Annotated in this window: 20 protein-coding genes; 16 read left to right on the top strand and 4 right to left on the bottom strand. The window is 60.2% G+C overall.

What is annotated here, in order from left to right:
* The first annotated feature begins 40 nt into the window (after positions 1-40).
* From CFBP1590_RS20350 to CFBP1590_RS20315, 8 genes are all read left to right on the top strand, one after another.
* Positions 41-1,045 (top strand): response regulator, encoded by a 1,005-nt coding sequence (locus tag CFBP1590_RS20350; protein ID WP_029241800.1) that lies wholly within the window; start codon positions 41-43, stop codon positions 1,043-1,045.
* A 386-nt stretch (positions 1,046-1,431) separates the two neighbouring features.
* Positions 1,432-2,527 (top strand): peptide chain release factor 2 gene (gene prfB / locus CFBP1590_RS20345; RefSeq protein WP_096766619.1). Its coding sequence is split into 2 segments (ribosomal slippage): positions 1,432-1,503 and positions 1,505-2,527, totalling 1,095 coding nucleotides; the frame shifts between segments, so codons are not numbered across the junction.
* A 123-nt stretch (positions 2,528-2,650) separates the two neighbouring features.
* Positions 2,651-4,153, top strand: a complete 1,503-nt coding sequence (lysS, locus tag CFBP1590_RS20340; RefSeq protein WP_004878920.1) for a lysine--tRNA ligase — start codon at positions 2,651-2,653, stop codon at positions 4,151-4,153.
* 77 nt (positions 4,154-4,230) lie between these two features.
* Positions 4,231-4,956 carry a TetR/AcrR family transcriptional regulator gene (locus CFBP1590_RS20335; RefSeq protein WP_029241801.1) on the top strand — a complete coding sequence of 242 codons (726 nt, stop codon included), beginning with the start codon at positions 4,231-4,233 and terminating at the stop codon, positions 4,954-4,956.
* 25 nt (positions 4,957-4,981) lie between these two features.
* Entirely contained in the window at positions 4,982-5,527 is a 546-nt protein-coding gene (locus tag CFBP1590_RS20330) for a hypothetical protein (protein WP_058431961.1), read from the top strand.
* A 33-nt stretch (positions 5,528-5,560) separates the two neighbouring features.
* Positions 5,561-6,838, top strand: a complete 1,278-nt coding sequence (locus CFBP1590_RS20325) for a flavohemoglobin expression-modulating QEGLA motif protein (RefSeq protein ID WP_029241803.1) — start codon at positions 5,561-5,563, stop codon at positions 6,836-6,838.
* 573 nt (positions 6,839-7,411) lie between these two features.
* Positions 7,412-8,314, top strand: coding sequence for an alpha/beta hydrolase (locus CFBP1590_RS20320; protein ID WP_058431962.1), 903 nt, complete (start codon positions 7,412-7,414; stop codon positions 8,312-8,314).
* Positions 8,311-8,634 (top strand): PA3694 family proteiin, encoded by a 324-nt coding sequence (locus CFBP1590_RS20315; protein WP_058431963.1) that lies wholly within the window; start codon positions 8,311-8,313, stop codon positions 8,632-8,634. Before CFBP1590_RS20320 ends, CFBP1590_RS20315 begins: the two co-directional genes overlap by 4 nt.
* Positions 8,635-8,697: 63 nt before the next feature.
* Here CFBP1590_RS20315 and lptF read toward each other — a convergent pair whose 3' ends face one another.
* From lptF to CFBP1590_RS20300, 3 genes are all read right to left on the bottom strand, one after another.
* Positions 8,698-9,480 carry a lipotoxin F family OmpA-related lipoprotein LptF gene (gene lptF, locus CFBP1590_RS20310; protein WP_004878931.1) on the bottom strand — a complete coding sequence of 261 codons (783 nt, stop codon included), beginning with the start codon at positions 9,478-9,480 and terminating at the stop codon, positions 8,698-8,700.
* A gap of 60 nt (positions 9,481-9,540) precedes the next feature.
* Entirely contained in the window at positions 9,541-9,954 is a 414-nt protein-coding gene (locus tag CFBP1590_RS20305; protein WP_004878933.1) for a DUF4398 domain-containing protein, read from the bottom strand.
* 254 nt (positions 9,955-10,208) lie between these two features.
* On the bottom strand, positions 10,209-10,568 hold the full coding sequence (locus tag CFBP1590_RS20300) for a hypothetical protein (protein ID WP_025994519.1): 360 nt from the start codon (positions 10,566-10,568) through the stop codon (positions 10,209-10,211).
* A 252-nt stretch (positions 10,569-10,820) separates the two neighbouring features.
* Between CFBP1590_RS20300 and ppc the strand changes: the two genes are divergently transcribed.
* From ppc to CFBP1590_RS20260, 7 genes are all read left to right on the top strand, one after another.
* Positions 10,821-13,457: a phosphoenolpyruvate carboxylase gene (gene ppc, locus CFBP1590_RS20295; RefSeq protein WP_088235811.1), complete on the top strand. Its 2,637-nt coding sequence runs from the start codon at positions 10,821-10,823 to the stop codon at positions 13,455-13,457.
* A 281-nt stretch (positions 13,458-13,738) separates the two neighbouring features.
* Complete coding sequence (adk, locus tag CFBP1590_RS20285; protein ID WP_057408672.1) at positions 13,739-14,386, top strand: adenylate kinase; 648 nt, start codon at positions 13,739-13,741, stop codon at positions 14,384-14,386.
* Between the two features lie 85 nt (positions 14,387-14,471).
* The gene (gene tsaB / locus CFBP1590_RS20280; protein WP_004878943.1) at positions 14,472-15,146 is read left to right on the top strand and encodes a tRNA (adenosine(37)-N6)-threonylcarbamoyltransferase complex dimerization subunit type 1 TsaB; all 675 of its coding nucleotides are present in this window, start codon (positions 14,472-14,474) and stop codon (positions 15,144-15,146) included.
* A gap of 198 nt (positions 15,147-15,344) precedes the next feature.
* Positions 15,345-15,656, top strand: coding sequence for a hypothetical protein (locus tag CFBP1590_RS20275; RefSeq protein ID WP_025994515.1), 312 nt, complete (start codon positions 15,345-15,347; stop codon positions 15,654-15,656).
* A 2-nt stretch (positions 15,657-15,658) separates the two neighbouring features.
* Positions 15,659-16,522, top strand: coding sequence for a DUF72 domain-containing protein (locus CFBP1590_RS20270; protein ID WP_057408669.1), 864 nt, complete (start codon positions 15,659-15,661; stop codon positions 16,520-16,522).
* Positions 16,523-16,571: 49 nt separating this feature from the next.
* On the top strand, positions 16,572-17,405 hold the full coding sequence (locus CFBP1590_RS20265; protein ID WP_088235810.1) for an isocitrate lyase/PEP mutase family protein: 834 nt from the start codon (positions 16,572-16,574) through the stop codon (positions 17,403-17,405).
* 2 nt (positions 17,406-17,407) lie between these two features.
* Positions 17,408-18,097 carry an extensin-like domain-containing protein gene (locus CFBP1590_RS20260; protein WP_088235809.1) on the top strand — a complete coding sequence of 230 codons (690 nt, stop codon included), beginning with the start codon at positions 17,408-17,410 and terminating at the stop codon, positions 18,095-18,097.
* On the opposite strand, the gene CFBP1590_RS20255 is transcribed toward CFBP1590_RS20260, so the two are convergent.
* On the bottom strand, positions 18,098-18,718 hold the full coding sequence (locus CFBP1590_RS20255; protein WP_004878953.1) for a hypothetical protein: 621 nt from the start codon (positions 18,716-18,718) through the stop codon (positions 18,098-18,100).
* Between the two features lie 96 nt (positions 18,719-18,814).
* Here CFBP1590_RS20255 and CFBP1590_RS20250 point away from each other — a divergent pair, with 96 nt between their 5' ends.
* Positions 18,815-19,609 (top strand): class I SAM-dependent methyltransferase, encoded by a 795-nt coding sequence (locus CFBP1590_RS20250; RefSeq protein WP_058431970.1) that lies wholly within the window; start codon positions 18,815-18,817, stop codon positions 19,607-19,609.
* The last annotated feature ends 13 nt before the right edge of the window (positions 19,610-19,622 follow it).

The following is a 19,622-nucleotide window of genomic DNA, read 5'->3' as shown; positions in this document are numbered from 1 at the left end:
CAGATGAAATCACCGCTGCTTGGTCACCAGGAGAAACTTCATGCATGATCTGCAGATGGACGAGATCAAGACACCGGATGAAAACTCTGCGATGGTGCTGCTGGTCGACGATCAGGCGATGATCGGCGAGGCGGTCAGGCGTGGTCTGGCCAACGAAAGCTCGATCGATTTCCACTTCTGCGCCGATCCGCATCAGGCCATCTCCCAGGCTGTGCAGATCAAGCCGACGGTCATTCTTCAGGACCTGGTCATGCCCGGCCTGGACGGTCTGACGCTGGTGCGTGAATACCGTAGCAATCCGCTGACCCGCGATATCCCGATCATCGTGCTGTCCACCAAGGAAGATCCGCTGATCAAGAGCGCCGCGTTCGCCGCCGGCGCCAACGATTATCTGGTCAAGCTGCCGGACAACATCGAACTGGTTGCCCGCATCCTGTATCACTCGCGCTCATACCTGACCCTGCTGCAACGTGACGAGGCCTATCGCGCCCTGCGTGTCAGCCAGCAGCAATTGCTCGATACCAATCTGGTCCTGCAGCGCCTGATGAACTCCGATGGCCTGACCGGACTGTCGAACCGCCGTCATTTTGATGAGTATCTGGAACTGGAATGGCGTCGCGCGACCCGTGACCAGACCCAGTTGTCGCTGCTGATGATCGACGTCGATTTCTTCAAGGCCTACAACGACAGCTTCGGGCATCTGGAAGGCGACGAGGCCCTGCGGCAAGTGGCCAAGGCCATTCGCAACAGCTGCAGTCGGCCCTCGGATCTGCCCGCCCGCTATGGTGGCGAAGAGTTTGCGATGGTGCTGCCCAACACCTCGCCGGGTGGCGCGCGGCTGATCGCTGAAAAATTGCGTCAGAGCGTGGTGGGCATGAACATCCCCCACGTAGCGCCTGCCGAAGGCTCTCACCTCACCGTCAGCATCGGCGTGGCCACAGTTTCTCCACAGGTCGGCTCACACAGTCGCCAGCTGATTCTTGATGCCGACAAGGGGCTGTATGTGGCCAAGCACAATGGCCGCAATCAGGTATCGGTGGGCTGAGCTGGCCGGAGTTGCTGCCAGGCGGGCTCTTGTCAAACAACACGTCATCTGCTGAATGAACATGTTTTTGCGGGAGGCGGCTTGCCGGCGATGAACGATAACGCGGTGTTCCTGACATACCGCGTCGCCTGCATCGCCGGCAAGCCGCCTCCCACGGTCAAATGTTTGCCGCGCGACAGCGCTACGGCGAAGACGTGGTGGTGCCTCCCGCAGTCAGAGTTTGCTGCCAGATAGCGTTATGTCAGAGCCAAATAAGCATCTGCCACCGGAAACTCATCCATTCAATAAAATTGGCTGCACAAGGCCTGCCCGACGGGCTGCTTTCATGGTGTTGCCTGGGGTATACTCGTCGGCTTTGAAAATTTCGCCTGCGAGTGCTGCCCACCATGGAAATCAACCCGATCCTAAACAGCATCAAGGATTTGTCCGAGCGCTCCGAAACTATTCGGGGGTATCTTTGACTACGATCACAAACATGATCGTCTGACCGAAGTCAATCGCGAGCTCGAAGATCCAAACGTCTGGAACAACCCCGAATACGCACAGAACCTGGGCCGCGAGCGTGCCTTGCTGGCGCAGATCGTCGACACGCTGGACGAAATGACGTCCGGTCTGGTCGATGCCAAGGACCTGTTGCTGATGTCGGCCGAAGAAGAAGACCAGGCTGCCGTCGATGACGTTGCCGCCGAAGTCGAACGCCTTCGCGAATCGCTGGAAAAGCTGGAATTCCGTCGCATGTTCAGCGGCGAAATGGACCAGAACAACGCCTACCTGGATATCCAGGCCGGCTCCGGCGGTACCGAAGCGCAGGACTGGGCCAACATCCTGCTGCGCATGTACCTGCGCTGGGCTGACAAGCGCGGTTTCGACGCCACTATCATGGAACTGTCCGCTGGCGAAGTCGCCGGTATCAAGGGCGCGACCGTGCACATCAAGGGCGAATACGCCTTTGGCTGGCTGCGGACCGAGATCGGCGTACACCGTCTGGTGCGCAAGAGCCCGTTCGACTCCGGCAACCGTCGTCACACCTCGTTCTCGGCCGTGTTCGTGTCGCCGGAAATCGATGACAACATCGAAATCGACATCAACCCGTCGGACCTGCGGATCGACACCTACCGCTCCTCCGGTGCCGGTGGTCAGCACGTGAACACCACCGACTCGGCGGTCCGTATCACCCACGTTCCGACCAACACTGTGGTCAGCTGCCAGAACGAACGTTCCCAGCATGCGAACAAGGACACCGCCATGAAAATGCTGCGGGCCCGTTTGTATGAGCAGGAAGTTCAGAAGCGCAATGCAGCGTCCCAGGCGCTGGAAGACACCAAGTCCGATATCGGCTGGGGTCATCAGATTCGCTCCTACGTGCTGGATGCCTCGCGCATCAAGGACCTGCGGACCAACATCGAGCGCAGCGACTGCGACAAGGTGCTCGACGGTGATCTGGACGAGTATCTGATCGCAAGCCTCAAACAAGGGCTGTAATGCACGCCTCGCAGGATTCGCGCCGTGAGCGCGGTCCTGTGCAAGCGTCCGGGACGGCTATCCGCCTTGCCCGCGAACCCGGATGAACCGGGGCAACGAACCTGTGATGGAATGACTGAAGACATGAGCGACCAACAACTCGACCCGCAAGCCCTGCAACAGGAAGAAAACACCCTGATCGCCCTGCGCAAGGAAAAGCTTGCTGCCGGCCGTGCCAAGGGTCAGGCCTTCCCGAATGACTTCCGCCGCGACAGCTACTGCAACGACCTGCAGAAACAGTACGTCGACAAGACCAAGGAAGATCTGGCTGCGGCAGCGATTCCGGTCAAGGTTGCCGGTCGCATCATGCTCAACCGTGGCTCGTTCATGGTGATTCAGGACATGACCGGTCGCATCCAGGTCTACGTCAACCGCAAGACACTGCCGGAAGAAACCCTGGCCGAAGTCAAGACCTGGGACCTGGGCGATATCATTGCCGCCGAAGGCACCCTGGCCCGTTCCGGCAAGGGTGACCTTTATGTTGAAATGACGTCCGTGCGCCTGCTGACCAAGTCGCTGCGTCCGCTGCCTGACAAACACCACGGCCTGACCGACACCGAACAGCGCTATCGCCAGCGTTACGTCGACCTGATCGTCAACGAAGACGTGCGCGAGACCTTCCGCGTGCGTTCGCAGGTGATTGCCCACATCCGCAGCTTCCTGATGAAGCGCGACTTCCTCGAAGTCGAAACGCCGATGCTGCAGACCATTCCTGGTGGCGCGGCGGCCAAGCCGTTCGAAACCCACCACAACGCGCTGGACATGGAAATGTTCCTGCGTATCGCGCCTGAGCTGTACCTCAAGCGTCTGGTTGTCGGTGGCTTCGAGAAGGTGTTCGAGATCAACCGCAACTTCCGTAACGAAGGCGTTTCGACCCGGCACAACCCCGAGTTCACCATGCTCGAGTTCTACCAGGCCTACGCCGACTACGAAGACAACATGGATCTGACCGAGGAGCTGTTCCGCGAACTGGCTCAACTGGTTCTGGGCACCACCGATGTGCCGTATGGCGACAAGGTGTTCCACTTCGGCGAACCGTTCGTGCGCCTGTCGGTGTTCGACTCGATCCTCAAGTACAACCCTGAACTGACCGCAGCCGATCTGCAGGACATCGACAAGGCACGCGCCATCGCCAAGAAGGCCGGTGCCAAGGTCCTGGGCTTCGAAGGTCTGGGCAAGCTGCAGGTGATGATTTTCGAAGAGCTGGTCGAGCACAAGCTGGAACAGCCGCACTTCATCACCCAGTACCCGTTCGAAGTTTCGCCACTGGCACGTCGCAACGATGACAATCCGAGCGTCACCGACCGCTTCGAGCTGTTCATCGGCGGCCGCGAAATTGCCAACGCCTATTCCGAGCTCAATGACGCGGAAGACCAGGCCGAACGCTTCCAGGCTCAGGTTGCCGACAAGGACGCCGGTGACGACGAGGCCATGCACTATGACGCCGATTTCGTACGTGCGCTGGAGTACGGCATGCCGCCGACAGCCGGTGAGGGGATCGGTATCGACCGCCTGGTGATGCTGCTCACCAACTCGCCGTCGATCCGGGATGTGATCCTGTTTCCGCACATGCGCCCGCAGGCGTAACGAAAAAAAAGAAAGCCGCCTCGAATGGGCGGCTTTTTTTTGGGTCTTTTTCAGGACGAGTTTATAAGGACGATAGTGTGACGATTGCCAGAGAAGGGGCTGCCGGGGTAGCGAGCGCGGTGGCCAGAAGTGTCAAGTATCAGGGTCGCAAGGCCAGTCGAGAGGGGAGCGAGCAGCGCAGGCAGGTGATTCTCGATGCTGCCATGCGCATTGTGGTGCGTGACGGCGTGCGTGCCGTACGCCACCGGGCCGTGGCTGCCGAGGCGGGCGTACCGCTGTCGGCAACGACCTATTACTTCAAGGATATCGACGACCTGTTGACCGACGCCTTCGCCCAGTACGTGCAGCGCAGCGCAGACTACCTGGCCAGGTTGTGGCAGAACACCGAAGTCATCTTGCGCGACATGATGGCCCGCAGTTCCGGCAGTCCCAGCGACCGTTTCAAGCTGGCCGACGACATTGCCAAAATGGTGATGGAGCACATTCGCCACCAGTTGCTGACCCGGCGCGATTACCTGATTGCCGAACATGCGTTCTACCATGAGGCGCTGATCAACCCGCGTCTGACCCCGCTGGTCATGGCGCATCAGGAAATCCTGCTGCAGGGCAGTTGCCAGTTTTTTCAGGTGATTGGCTCGTTGCAGCCTTATCAGGATGCGCAAGTGTTGACGGGGCTCATCCGCCGGATGGAATATCAGGGCCTGCTTCATGGCCCGCTGCGTCAGGCGGACGAAGAAATCCTCTGTATGCTCACCCGCCAGATGCGTCTGGTGCTGGGAACCCCTCAACCGGTTCGAGGGTGACGCTGCTTCTGTTCAGGAGAACCCCATGAAGACCTGGCGCGTGTTGATTGCGCTGTCGTTTTTGTTGTTGAGCGGCTGTCTGGTGACCTTCAAGGACCCGATACCCGCCCGTGAGGCTGCGCCCGCCGGTTTGCTGGGTCAGTGGACCAGCAAGAACGCCTGGGGCGAGCCGCTGGAACTGGACGTCTCGCGTGCCGGGGCCAACCGTTACAAGGCCGTCAGCTACCGCAAGGGCGACCGACGTCACGGCGATGAGTACACCGTGACGGTGACGCACCACGGCAGTCGCTGGTACCTCTCGGCGAAGCTTCCGGCCAAATATGGCGCTGACTATGGCATTGGAGGTTTCGAGCTGACCCGCAGCGGTGAGCTGGTTGTCTATAGTCTGGACATGGACCGCGTCGGTCAGTGGGTCGAGCAAGGCAGTCTGGCTGGTCAGCCGGTCGAAAATGAAACGGGCAAGGGTCTCCTGATTACCAGCCCTCTGGAGCAGGTATTCGGGTACCTCGACGATCCCGCCAACTCAGATGTTTTTCAGGAAGTCGCGCGTTACAGGCGCGTTGCCGAGTAGCAGGGCGATAGCCCGCCAGCCAAGGAGTACCGGGTGGACGAGTACCAGCAGACTATTCGTGTTTTATCGGATCGGATCGTTGCCGCGCAGACACCGATTCGCGTGCTGGATGCAGTGAAGTGGGACGACACGGTTCGCCGGGATTTCCTCGCCGCCAAGGGCAAGGCCCTGCCTGCCGTGGACCGTGCCTATTACGAGAATCGCCCGCTGGGCTTCGATTCAAGCGCCCTCAAGCAGGAATTCCAGAACATCGAGCGCGACGTCACGCGCCAGCTGGGCCAGTTCAATCCGGTCGGGCAGATCATGCGCCGGATGTGCAGGGAATACCGAATGGTGATCCGCATGCTCGAAGCGCGGGGCACACCTGACTTCGGGCTGATCTCTCAGGAACTCTACGGCGCGGCCTCCGATGCCTTCCACGCGGGCGATCCAACACTGGCCGATCTGGGGCTGATGCTGTCCGATTACCTGAACAACATTGCCGGGCGTGGCGATCTCAAGGACGAACCGAAGACCCTGACCGCCAAGGACGCCGTGGCCTTGCTGCAGTCGCGTCTGAACCGGGTGTTCGGCGAGGCCGAGGAAACCATTCGTGTCTTCGAGTCCGACGGCATCGTGGCAGACGCGGCGGCTGGCGCGGATTACATCAAGATTCGCAGCGACGCGATGTTCAACGAGCGCGATGTGCGCGCGTTGGAAGTCCATGAAGGCCTCGTGCATGTGGGCACGACGCTGAACGGGCAGAACCAGCCGATCTGCACCTTCCTCTCCAAAGGCCCGCCGTCATCGACCGTGACTCAGGAAGGGCTGGCGATTCTCATGGAAGTCATCGCCTTTGCGTCCTACCCCAGCCGTCTGCGCAAGCTCACCAACCGCACGCGAGCCATTCACATGGCCGAAGAGGGCGCGGACTTTCTGCAGGTGTTCGAGTTCTATCGCGAGCAGGGCTTCGGCATGCCGGAAAGCTACGGCAACGCCAGCCGGGTGTTCCGAGGTTCTGTGCCCAACGGGCTGCCGTTCACCAAGGACCTGTCGTACCTGAAAGGCTTCATCATGGTCTACAACTACATTCAGCTGGCCGTGCGCAAGGGCAAGTTGGAACAGGTGCCCCTGTTGTTCTGCGGCAAGACCACGCTGGAAGACATGCGCACCCTTCGCCAACTGGTCGATGAAGGCCTGGTGGTCGCACCCAAATACCTGCCCGAGCAGTTCCGCGACATGAACGCCCTGTCAGCCTGGATGTGCTTCTCCAACTTCCTCAACCACCTGAGCCTGGATCGTATCGAAGCGGATTACTCGAATATTCTCTAGCCCTGTGATGTGGCCTGATGATCGTTCCCACGCTCTGCGCTCATCGTTATACACAAGTCATCTGGCCATCCAGTGAGGCAGCAGCACTGATGCGCTTTTGTAGCGCGATGGCATGAACACCGCAGATCGCGACGTGGGTGAAGGCTGAGTCCTGGCGCTGATTCGGGGGGCAATCGGCATGGATGCCGATTGAGCTGCACTGGGCCATGGATGGCCCATTTGCAGCGACCCCCGAATCAGTGTCAGGACGAAGGAACCCCGGCGAAGCCGGGGCCGGAACCGGAGCAAAAGGCTTTGCTTACTTTGGCCTCTCAAAGTAAGTCGCCGAGGGGCGAAAAGGTGACTGGAGCCATGCGCTCGGCTCACTGAATCCGCAGTCTGTGCCATTTGTGACGCGGAGCGTCACGGGAGGCATGCCCACGCGGAGCGATGGGCACGATCAGTGTTTGATAGGCTTGTGTATAACGACGAGCGCTCTGCGTGGGAATGCCTCTCAGGACGCTCCGCGTCCGCTCTCGAAGGTGACGCAGGGCGTCACGGGCACCATTTTGACTCTCTCAAGGAACCTCTCATTTGAAACTGATCAGCATCCTTGCCTTGCTCCTCAGTCTTGCCGGCTGCAGTTCGATGCTGTTTTACCCGGAACCGGGTCTGCCGTTCACCCCTGACAAGGCGCGTCTGGAGTACCGCGACGTCAATCTGACCGCTGCAGACGGCACTCGCCTGCACGGCTGGTGGCTCCCGGCGAAGGCGGGCGTGCCGGTCAAGGGCACGGTGCTGCACCTGCATGGCAACGGCGGCAATATGTCCTGGCATCTGGGCGGAAGCTGGTGGCTGCCCGAACAGGGCTATCAGGTGCTGATGCTCGACTACCGCGGCTATGGCCAGTCGCAGGGCGAGCCTGGCCTGCCCGCGATCTATCAGGACATTCAAGCCGCCTTCGACTGGTTGAAAGCTGCGCCCGAGGTGCAAGGCAAACCGCTGGTGGTGCTGGGTCAGAGCATCGGCGGCGCGCTGGCTGTGCACTACCTGTCGGAGCATCCCGACGAGCGATCCAGAATCAAGGCGCTGGTTCTCGACGGTGTGCCTGCGAGCTACAGGGACGTCGCGCGCAATTCACTCAGCAACTCCTGGCTGACGTTGCCGTTCAGGACGCCATTGTCCTGGTTCATTCCTGATGGCGACAGTGCCGTCAACGGTCTGCCCAGGATGGCTGGCACCCCGATGCTGATCTTTCACAGCATGGATGACACCTTGGTGCCGCTGGTGAACGGAATCAGTGTCTACAAGGCCGCGCCGCCGCCTCGTGTGCTGCAACTGACCCGCGGCGGACATGTGCAGACCTTTGCCGATCCGTTATGGCGGCAGGTCATGCTCCGTTATCTTGAAGATCCACAGCATTTCAACGGGCTGCGCCGCCTCGCCGAAGTACCCAATTACCCGGTAACCTCAAAGCAACCCGAGACGCAGGAATGAGTGATGAGCGTAACGTCAGGGGCATGATCCTGACCGGCATCGCGAGCATCATCGGTACGGTCGGCTGCCTGTGGTACTACGGCTACCTGCATTTCGCGAGACCCGAGGATGCGCTGTTACTGAGCGAGTTCACGCTGCTCAAGACCGTGCCCGGAGAGGACTACAAGATCGCCGCCACGCCTGCGGACGAAGTGGCGCAGTGCATAAATGGGGTATTGGTGCTGTTCGACACGTCGCGCACCGGGCTGTCCGGCGTGCTGGTCGATGATCGCAGGCAGGCCGTGCGCTGTATCGCTAAGCAGGCGTCGACACGCCCGTGAAGCGCCCATGAAAAAGCCCCGCCTGTATGCGCAGGCGGGGCTTCGGTGCAGCCGCTCAGTCGATTATTTCATCGAGGAGCGTGGAGCAACCGGCTGGTTGTCGTTGGAAATGGTCACTTCCACACGACGGTTCATGGCACGGCCAGAGTTGCTGGTGTTATCAGCAACCGGATATTCCTTGCCATAGCCCATCGCAACGATGCGAGTCGGGTCTACGCCCATGCGAGTCAGAGCCATGCGAACCGAATTGGCGCGGCGCTCGGACAGCGACTGGTTGTAGGAAGCCGAACCGGTGCTGTCGGTGTAGCCTTCAACAATCACTTTGCGATCAGGGTTTTCCTGAAGGAAAGCAGCCAGCTTGCCGATGTCGCCCTGGGCGCCTGGCTTCAGCTCGGCCTTGTTGTAGTCGAACAGCACGTCACCGAAAGTCACCAGAGTACCGCGTTCGGTCTGCTTGGCGTTCAGGCTGTTCTTCAGTGCTGCGATCTGTGCGTCACGCGCTTCCAGACGAGCCTTGGCACGGTCGGCAGAAGCGTTCTGCAGAGCGGCTTCGGAGTTGCGCAGGGCGATGGTCTGCTTGGCCAGTTCAACGCGCTGGTTGGTCAGGTAAGACAGCTGGTCGACTTTCTTGGCGTCGGCGTCATCACGGAACGCCTGTTCAGCCTTGGCCAGCCATTCGCTCGCGTCCTTGGTTTCCAGCGCGGCAACCTTGGTGGCGTCCGGGTTGGTCTGCAGGGAGGTGAAGTTGGTACGCGCCTGTTCCAGGTTAGGGTTCGGCTTGGTGGCGCAGGCAGCCAAAGCAACGCTCATGGCCAGCAGGGCAGGGATCATCAATTGTTTACGCATAATTAGGGTCGTCCTTTAATCGATTACGAATGCATGAAAACCAAAGGTTGATGGCGGTGCTCACTGCACCTGGCGCATGCCTTCGTCACGTAGTTCGTTGACGCCCTGACGAGCATCCTGCACGGCTTTGGCAGCCTTGGCGGCCTGAGACTTACGCTCTGCCACTCGGGCATCCCACTCGGCCTGTTCGGCCAGCTTGCGCGCTTCGTCGTACTTTTTGTCCTGCATGGCCAGGTCCGCTTCCTTGAGCTTGTCCTGAGCCGACTTCATTTCCACCGCTGCGAACTCAGTACCGCCGGCGCTCACTGCGCTGTTGACGGCCGACTGAGAGACCGCGTACTGCTCCGACGGCGGGTTGCCCGCACAGCCGGCCAGGATGAAGGTGCTACCCAGCGCCAGCGCAGCGAGTTTCAGCCCGCGCAGGCCTTTGAACGTGGTATTGGCAGTAGGGGTGTTCATGGTGATCAACTCCATTGTCTGACTCCGAACGTGGTTATCCATGACAGTTTTTATTCAGGCCGGGCATCGGGTCATGCAACCACCTGATGCTCTTCAGGCTTTCCTGTAATGGTTAATGGCTCGGACCTGCGGGGTTTTTGAATAGTTCACATAAATATTTCGTGAGTGGGCGGGAACGTTTTATATGTCGTACTCAATATTCTGCCAATATCGAGCGAGCCGTCAGGCCCGGCCCTTTACGGGCGTGGGCCCTGGCAGAATCGGCGGTGTTACACCTGGCCGGGTTCATCGACTGGCGTGTCCAGCTCCTCAGACAGTTCATGCAGGTAACGTTTGGACAGTGCCAGGAAGCGGGGCGTGGCGCCGATGTCTTCATAAAGGGGGTCGCCTTCCTCATCCGTCGCCACGACATGCGGCCCTTTGACGTAAGGAAAGCTGGCTTCCAGTTCTTCCATTGCCGCGCCGATCAGCTCGCCCAGCAACTCTTCAGGGTGATGTTTGGGGTACATCTCGCACAGTGCGGCCAGTCGCGCGGCGGATTCGATATCCAGATGAATCGCATAGCGGGTCCTGGTCAGGCGACCCTTGGCATTATTTTCCCAGTGGCGGGCCAGTTCGCGGATTTTCATGGTGACTTCTCCTGACTGTCTTCTCGATGGGCTCGCTTGTGGCGAGTCTGTTGCGTGATGGAGTCGTTGTGTGGCTCATGCATGAGATTAGCCTGTATGGCATTCGTGGCACGGACAGATAATTTCATGCACAAGGATTTGTCGGCGAGCGCGCTTTTGATGCACTGTTGGCAAAGCGGATTTCAATACACCCGTTCAGTTCGGGTAAGCGATCAGACAAAAAGCCCCAATAAAAAACCGGGAGAGGGAACGATGGCCGATATCGATGCGCGACTGCGCGAAGACGTTCACCTGCTGGGTGAGCTGCTGGGCAATACGATTCGCGAACAGCGCGGGGCTGATTTTCTCGACAAGATCGAGCGTATTCGCAAGAGCGCCAAGGCGGGCAGGCGTGGCTCTGCTGAAGGTGCCGAAGCCCTCAGCTCCAGTGTCGATGGCCTGGAAGACGATGAGCTGCTGCCAGTGGCGCGCGCGTTCAATCAGTTCCTAAACCTGGCGAACATCGCCGAGCAATACCAGCTCATGCATCGCCGTGACGACTCGCAGCCGCAACCGTTCGAATCCCGGGTACTGCCCGAACTGCTGGAGCGCCTGAAGGCCGAAGGTCATGCCCCCGATGCGCTGGCGAGACAGTTGGGCAAGCTGGAGATCGAACTGGTGCTCACCGCGCACCCCACCGAAGTGGCCCGGCGCACGCTGATTCAGAAATACGACGCCATTGCCGCGCAACTGGCCGCGCTGGATCATCGTGATCTCAATAGCCTGGAGCGCGAACAGATCACCTCGAGGCTGCAGCGGCTGATCGCCGAAGCCTGGCACACCGAAGAGATCCGTCGTATCCGCCCGACCCCGGTCGATGAAGCCAAGTGGGGCTTTGCGGTCATCGAGCATTCGCTGTGGCATGCCATTCCCAACTACCTGCGCAAGGCCGATCTGGCGCTGCAGGCTGCGACCGGTCTGCACTTGCCCCTCGAAGCTGCGCCAATCCGTTTTGCCTCGTGGATGGGCGGTGACCGGGACGGCAATCCGAATGTCACGGCGGCTGTCACTCGTGAAGTATTGCTGCTGGCGCGCTGGATGGCGGCCGACCTGTATCTGCGCGATGTGGACAGTCTGGCCGCCGACCTGTCGATGCAGCAGGCCAGCGATGCGTTGCGTGCCCGTGTCGGCGACAGTGCCGAGCCCTATCGCACCGAACTCAAGCGCCTGCGCGAACGCCTGCGAGCGACCCGCAACTGGGCCAATGCTTCGCTGGCCATCACTCAGCCTGCGCCTGAGTCCGTGCTGCATGACAATCGCGAGCTGATCGAACCCTTGATGCTCTGCTTCCAGTCGCTGCATGAGTGCGGCATGGGCGTGATTGCTGATGGTCCGCTGCTGGATTGCCTGCGTCGTGCCGTGACCTTCGGTCTGTTCCTGGTGCGTCTGGACGTGCGTCAGGATTCCAGCCGCCATTGCGCGGCCATGACTGAAATCACTGATTACCTGGGTCTGGGCCGTTACGAGGAATGGGATGAGCAGACCCGCATCGAGTTTCTGCTGCGTGAACTGAACAACCGTCGTCCGCTGCTGCCCGGCTATTTCAAACCCGCCGCAGACACAGCCGAAGTATTGGCAACCTGTCGCGAAGTGGCGGCGGCACCGGCCGCATCGCTGGGCTCTTATGTCATTTCCATGGCGGGCGCTGCGTCGGATGTACTGGCGGTGCAGTTACTGCTTAAAGAGTCCGGGCTGCAACGACCCATGCGCGTCGTGCCGTTGTTCGAAACACTTGCGGATCTGGACAACGCCGGACCGGTCATCGAAACACTGCTGGGGTTGCCGGGTTATCGGTCGCGTCTGCACGGTCCTCAGGAAGTAATGATCGGTTATTCCGACTCGGCCAAGGACGCTGGCACGACCGCAGCGGCCTGGGCGCAGTACCGGGCGCAGGAAAAACTCGTACAGATCTGTCGCGACCAACAGGTCGAACTGCTGCTGTTCCATGGCCGTGGCGGTACGGTCGGACGTGGTGGTGGCCCGGCCCACGCGGCGATTCTGTCGCAGCCTCCGGGCTCTGTGGCGGGACGCTTCCGCACCACCGAGCAGGGCGAAATGATCCGCTTCAAGTTCGGCCTGCCGGACATTGCCGAGCAGAACCTCAACCTTTATCTGGCTGCTGTACTGGAAGCGACGCTGTTACCACCGCCGCTGCCCGAACCGGCGTGGCGCACGATGATGGATCAGTTGGCCAGTGATGGCGTCAGCGCCTACCGGGCCGTGGTCAGGGAAAATCCGGAGTTCGTCGAGTATTTCCGCCAGGCCACGCCCGAGCAGGAATTGGGTCGCCTGCCGTTGGGCAGCCGACCAGCCAAACGCCGCGAAGGCGGTGTGGAGAGTCTGCGCGCCATCCCGTGGATTTTCGCCTGGACCCAGACACGCCTGATGCTGCCCGCCTGGCTGGGCTGGGAAGCGGCGCTGACCAAGGCGCTGGAGCGTGGCGACGGCGACGTGCTGGCGCAGATGCGCGAGCGCTGGCCGTTCTTCAGAACCCGCATCGACATGCTGGAAATGGTACTGGCCAAGGCAGATTCAGATATTGCGCGACTGTATGACGAACGTCTGGTCAGCGGAGAGCTGCAACATTTAGGCTCACATTTGCGCGACCTATTGTCGCAGGCGTGCGACGTGGTGCTGGGGCTGACCGGGCAGACGCAATTGCTGGCACACAGCCCCGAAACTCTCGAGTTCATCAGCCTGCGCAATACCTATCTGGATCCGTTGCATCTGCTTCAGGCTGAACTGCTGTCGCGCTCGCGCCACCGTGAGGCGCATCTGGACAGCCCTCTGGAACTGGCGTTGCTGGTGTCTGTGGCGGGAATTGCCGCCGGGCTGCGCAACACCGGCTGACGGCCTGGCCCGAGTGGCAGGCGCTGGGTTTGATCAGGATCACGGCAGGTGAAGCGTTTAAAGGCTAACCTGCCGGAGGGGCTGCAGCAGGTCGCAGCGTTTAGTGACCTCGGTCTGCACGCCAGTGCCCCTGCGGTTACTGCGACTTTTGGCGGCTTGTGCGGCTACGGTCTGCTGTGTATCTTGATCAGCCTTTTGGCCTATTGGCCTGATTCATTTTTTAGATTGGCCCCTGAGGCGAATCCGATGATTTCCATATAAAAAATTTGAGGAGCATGACGATGCGCGTGATTCTGCTGGGAGCTCCCGGGGCCGGTAAAGGTACTCAGGCAAAATTCATCACTGAAAAGTTCGGCATCCCGCAAATTTCGACAGGCGACATGCTGCGCGCAGCGGTCAAGGCCGGTACAGAACTGGGCATCAAGGCCAAGAGCGTCATGGATTCGGGCGGTCTGGTCTCCGATGATCTGATCATCGGTCTGATCAAGGACCGTCTGGCTGAGCCGGACTGCCAGAACGGCGTGCTGTTCGATGGCTTCCCGCGCACCATTCCACAGGCCGAGGCATTGCTGAAAGCCGGTCTGGAAATCGACCATGTGCTGGAAATCGCTGTTGATGACGAAGAAATCGTCCAGCGTATGTCCGGTCGCCGTGTCCACCCGGCATCCGGTCGCACCTATCATCTGGTTTACAACCCGCCCAAGGTTGAAGGCAAGGACGATGTGACTGGCGAAGATCTGGTTCAGCGCCCTGACGATGTGGCAGAAACCGTGCGTCATCGCCTCGCTGTCTACCACGAGCAGACCAAGCCGCTGGTGGAGTTCTACAGCAAGCTCAGCGCTCAGAATGGCAAGCCCAAGTGCAGCCACATCCCAGGTGTTGGCTCTGTAGAAGAGATCACCGCCAAAGTGCTGAAAGCACTGAGCTGATTCGACATCGCTTCTCGACAATGGCCCGCTTGCGGGCCATTTGTCATTTATACTGCGCCACTTTTCCATGACGACGGACACACCGATGACCACCTTGCTGGCCCTGGACACCGCCACTGAAGCCTGCTCGGTCGCTTTGCTGCATGACGGCAAGGTACTGAGCCACTACGAGGTGATCCCGCGCCTGCATGCCCAGCGCCTGTTGCCGATGATCAAGGACCTGCTGGCCGAGGCAGGTATTGCGATGTCGGCGCTGGATGCCATTGCGTTCGGCCGTGGTCCGGGTGCATTCACCGGCGTACGGATTGCTATTGGCGTGGTTCAGGGGCTGGCATTCGCGCTGGAGCGTCCGGTATTGCCGGTCTCCAATCTGGCGGTGCTGGCACAGCGAGCCTTTCGCGAGCGGGGCGTGTCGCAGGTGGCGGCCGCCATCGATGCGCGAATGGATGAAGTCTATTGGGGCTGTTATCGCGAAACAGCAGGCGAGATGCGTCTGGTCGGTGCCGAAGCGGTGATGGCGCCGGAGCTGGCCGCATTGCCCGCTGACATAACGGGTGAATGGTTCGGTGCCGGTACGGGGTGGGGCTACGCCGAGCGTATCCCGGTCGCGTTGTCAGGGCATGATGCAAGCCTGCTGCCGCACGCTCAGGACCTTTTGACGCTGGCCACGTTTGCCTGGCATCGCGGCGAAGCCGTTCAGGCCGATGATGCGCAGCCGGTGTATCTGCGTGACAAGGTTGCCACGCCGAAGGCGCGTTAGTACTCGCGCGGCAACTCGCAAGTTATGGCGATTGCAACGGTTGTATCAATTTGCCATCTACCGTTTATCGTTTTAGTGTGACTTAAAACGCTCGAGCTCAAACAATTTGCAATATGTGTGGTCTAGTTAACGTTAGGGAGTTTGCCAGTATCCGGACTGTAACGTTAAATTGCCACTACAGAAGCCGAGTAAATATTGATGCGCATCGACGGACCATCACAACGTTCTTACCCCATCAAGCGAAAGCCGCAGAAGCAGCCTTCGACGGTTGAGGGTTCTTTCGAAGAAGTCACCACCGACATTGATCTGCCGGTGCCTGCGCGCGCGTCCCGTCGCGACGCTGACCAGGGTCCGATCGGCAGTACTGGCAACGTACCTGCACGTCCTCAGGACATCATCTTTCCCCGCTCCATGAGCTCTCGTGTCGCCAATGCCTTGGCCAGTTACCTGACCACGGCCAGCTTTGTGGATTGGGACCTTGAAGTATCGGGGCTCGATCTTCACGTCTGATTGTGTCCGACCTGCCTTATTACCTCGGCTGTCCGTCCTGGAGCGAAAACGCCTGGCGCGATTCGCTGTATCCCGATGACGCCCGCCCGACTGATTTCCTGAGCTTGTACTCGCAGGTTTTCAATGTTGTCGAAGGCAATACCACTTTCTATGCCCGTCCCGCGGCCTCCACCGTGCAGCGTTGGGCTGAAGTGATGCCTGAAGACTTTCGCTTCACCGCCAAATTTCCCCGTGACATAAGCCATGACGGTGATCTGCGCGCCCAAGTGACCGCTGCTGAGACCTTCATTCAGTTGATGGCTCCGCTGGGTCAGCGAGTTGCGCCGTTCTGGTTGCAACTGTCGGCCAGTTTCACGCCGCAACGCCTGGCTGAGCTGGTCGGTTTCATTGATGAACTGAATGTGCCGCTCGCTGTGGAAGTCCGCAATATGGCGTTCTTCATGAAGGGCGATGAGGAGCGCATGCTCAATCGTCTGCTGCTGGATCGCGGTATTGAGCGCATCTGTCTGGATTCGCGTGCCTTGTTCAGTTGTGTATCCAGCGACCCCGCGGTCCTGCACGCGCAGTCCAAGAAGCCCAAGGTGCCTGCACGTCCGGCAGCGCTCACTCAGCATCCTCAGGTCCGATTCATTGGCCGCCCTGAGCTTGAGGCCAATGACCCGTTTCTGGTGCAGTGGGTGGAAAAAGTCGCGGTCTGGATTGAAGAAGGGCGGGTGCCTTACGTGTTCCTGCACACACCGGACAACCTGCGCGCGCCCGAGCTGGCGCGACGTTTTCATGAGCAATTGAGGGTGCGCCTGCCAGGGCTGCCACCGCTGCCTGAACTGGATCGAGGTCCGCAGGTGGAGCAGTTGGGCTTGCTCTGAGGTCGATAGGTGTGGGTTGATTGAAGCCCGTCACCCGGAGAGCACGCACATGGACTCGCAACAACTTCTCAAAGCGCAGACGTTCAAGGCCTTGCATGAGCGCGATGGTGCTTTCGTGATGCCCAATCCCTGGGATGCCGGTTCGGCAAAACTGCTGGCCTCGATGGGGTTCGAAGCGTTGGCGACGACCAGCGCGGGCCTCGCGTTTACCTTGGGTCGTCCGGACGCCGAGGGTGCGATCAGCCGTGATGACACGCTGGCCAACGTGGCGGATATTGTGGCGGCCACCTCGCTTCCTGTCGCTGCCGATCTGGAAAACTGCTTCGCCGACAGCCCCGAAGGCTGCGCGCAAACGCTGCTCAAGGCGGCAGCGTCGGGAATCGTGGGTGGCTCCATCGAAGATGCCAGCGGGCGGGCAGACCATCCGATTTACGACTTCGATCTGGCGGTGGAACGCGTCCGGGCTTCGGTCGCTGCGGTGCGCAGCCTGCCGTTTCCGTTCATGCTCACGGCGCGGGCCGAAAACCTGCTGAACGGGCGGATGGATTTCGCTGACACCCTTCGCAGGCTCGAGGCTTACGCCGAAGCCGGGGCGGATGTACTTTACGCTCCTGGCCTTCGTACCCGTGAAGAAGTCATCGCAGTGGTGCGTGCTGTAGCGCCCAGGCCTGTGAATATCCTGATGGGGCTGGGCGGCGTGACACTTTCCGTGGCGGATCTGAGCGAGTGTGGCGTCAAGCGCATCAGCGTCGGCTCCTCGCTTGCCCGTGCGGCATTTGGGGGCCTTTATCGCGCTGCCGAGGAAATCCGCAACTACGGCACCTTCAACTACGCCGGACAGGCGCTGCCCTTCGATCAACTGAACGATCTGTTCAAGGGCTGAGCATGCGTGTGTTTCTGTTGTTGCTGGTTCTGTGTGCGGTCGGAGTGGTTGCGGTTTGGCGTGGCTGGATCGACGTACCGCCGCAATGGAATCCTTGGGCACCGCTGGATGTGCGCGCCGAACCGAATCTGCTGACGCCGTTCAAGCTGTCACGCCTGCGGGATGATCCGGCGCTGTGTGATCAGGTGTTGAGTGCGTCGGGTCTGCGTTTCAGCCGGCAGGCCGACAGCCCGGCGTCGGCGCGATGTCCGCTGGAGAACACCTTGCGTGTGCAGGGCGGCGATGTGGCACTGAGCAGCAGCTTTCTGGCCAGTTGTCCGCTGGCGGTGGCCTACGTGCTGTTCGACATTCACACGCTGCAGCCGGCGGCCGAGACAGTGTTCGGTCAGCGCGTTGCACGTATTGATCACTTGGGCAGTTTTGCCTGCCGCAATATCTATAACCGCGCCAATAGCCGGCTCAGCCAGCATGCGACGGCCAATGCGCTGGACATCGCCGGTTTTCGTCTGGCGGATGGTCAGCGCATCAACCTGCTCAAGGACTGGAATGACGCAGGGGACAAGGGGCGTTTTCTGAGGCTGGTTCGCGACGGAGCCTGCAGGAGTTTCAGCACGGTGCTGGGGCCGGAATACAACGCAGCGCACCGGGATCATTTTCATGTGGACATGGGGCGTTGGCAGGTGTGTCGCTGATCAGGCTGCCATGCGCAGGTTTTGCAGAATCAGCGGACGAGCCCAGACATTCTCGTAATCGAACTGGCGCTGTTGGGTGGCGATGGTCTTTTCGTCGAGGGGCAGGGCAGGCTTGTCAGCCAGGTCCCATTCGAGCTCTGCGATAGGCAGGTGCAGCGGACGGGTCTGTGGTGCGGGGCCAGGTGTCACATCGCTGTGAGCATTGAGGACGGTCGGGCGCACCCAGTTGCTTTCGAATTCCAGATGACGTTGTTGCTCGATCATGTCGGCAATGCTGAACGGCTCGGCTGGCGGTGGCAGCAGATCGAGTTCGAATTCGGCGATTGGCAGGAACAGCGGCTCTGGCGGTTTGACCTCGGTGTCGGCCACCGGGCAGGCACGCTGCTCGACGATCTTGCTCAGGGTCTTGGCGCCTGCGACAGGTTCGCCGGTCTCGACGTCCACTTCCACACTGCTTGGGTGGACCGGAATCGGCGTGCTGTCGGCAACCTGATCAGCCATCGCACGTGCAAAAGCATCCGACCACAACTGCGTGACACCACCAAGGGTGCGGCTGTTGCGGACGCTAAAGTCGCCTGAGTGCGACAAATAGCCAATGGATGTTTGAACAATGTCTGACATAGCGATCAGTACTGGCGTTGGGTCTGGCAAAATGCCGGATACTTGGTTATCGGCAGATTTTGCTGATCATTAACATTTTTTGAGTGTGTAGACGTAATGAGTGAACAGCAGGCAGGCAGTCGTATCCGGGTCGAAGCCCTGACAGCGGACGGGCAGGATCAGGCGACCACATGGGCCGAGCGTCTGGGCCTGCCCTTGCAGGACGAACAGGCTGATTTTGCGCTGCAGGTGACCGACGATGGCCTGCAATTGCAACAGCTGGGTGACGATGCGCCCGGCGCGGTGCGGGTCGATTTTGTCGAAGGAGCGGTGGCCCATCGCAGGCTGTTCGGCGGTGGCACCGGGCAGATGATCGCCAAGGCCGTCGGCATTCAACCGGGTATCCGCCCCCGCGTGCTGGATGCCACGGCGGGTCTGGGCAAGGATGCGTTCGTACTGGCGAGCCTGGGCTGCGAGATGAGCCTGATCGAGCGGCAACCGATTATCGCCGCCTTGCTGGAAGACGGGCTGTCGCGCGGGCGCCATGACCGCGACGTGGGTTCGATCATCGGTCAGATGCGTTTGCTGACCGGCAACTCGATTGAGCTGATTCGTGACTGGCAGGGCGAGGCGCCGCAGGTGATCTACCTCGATCCGATGTTCCCGCACCGGGAAAAAACCGCACTGGTCAAAAAAGAGATGCGCCTGTTCCGCCCGCTGGTAGGCGATGACATGGACGCGCCTGCCTTGTTGGAAGCCGCGCTGGCACTGGCCACGCACCGTGTGGTCGTCAAGCGTCCGCGCAAGGCACCCTGCATCGATGGCCCCAAGCCGGGTTACGCGCTGGATGGCAAATCCAGCCGCTACGACATCTACCCGAAGAAAGCCCTCAAGCCCAAGGCTGTGGATTAACCCGGTCGTGCCT

Origin of the sequence: Pseudomonas viridiflava, assembly GCF_900184295.1 — a bacterium.
In the GTDB taxonomy this organism is placed as follows: Bacteria; Pseudomonadota; Gammaproteobacteria; order Pseudomonadales; family Pseudomonadaceae; genus Aquipseudomonas; species Aquipseudomonas viridiflava.
The sequence above is the reverse complement of the archived record's forward strand: the minus strand, read 5'-3'. Positions and strand labels throughout refer to the sequence as shown.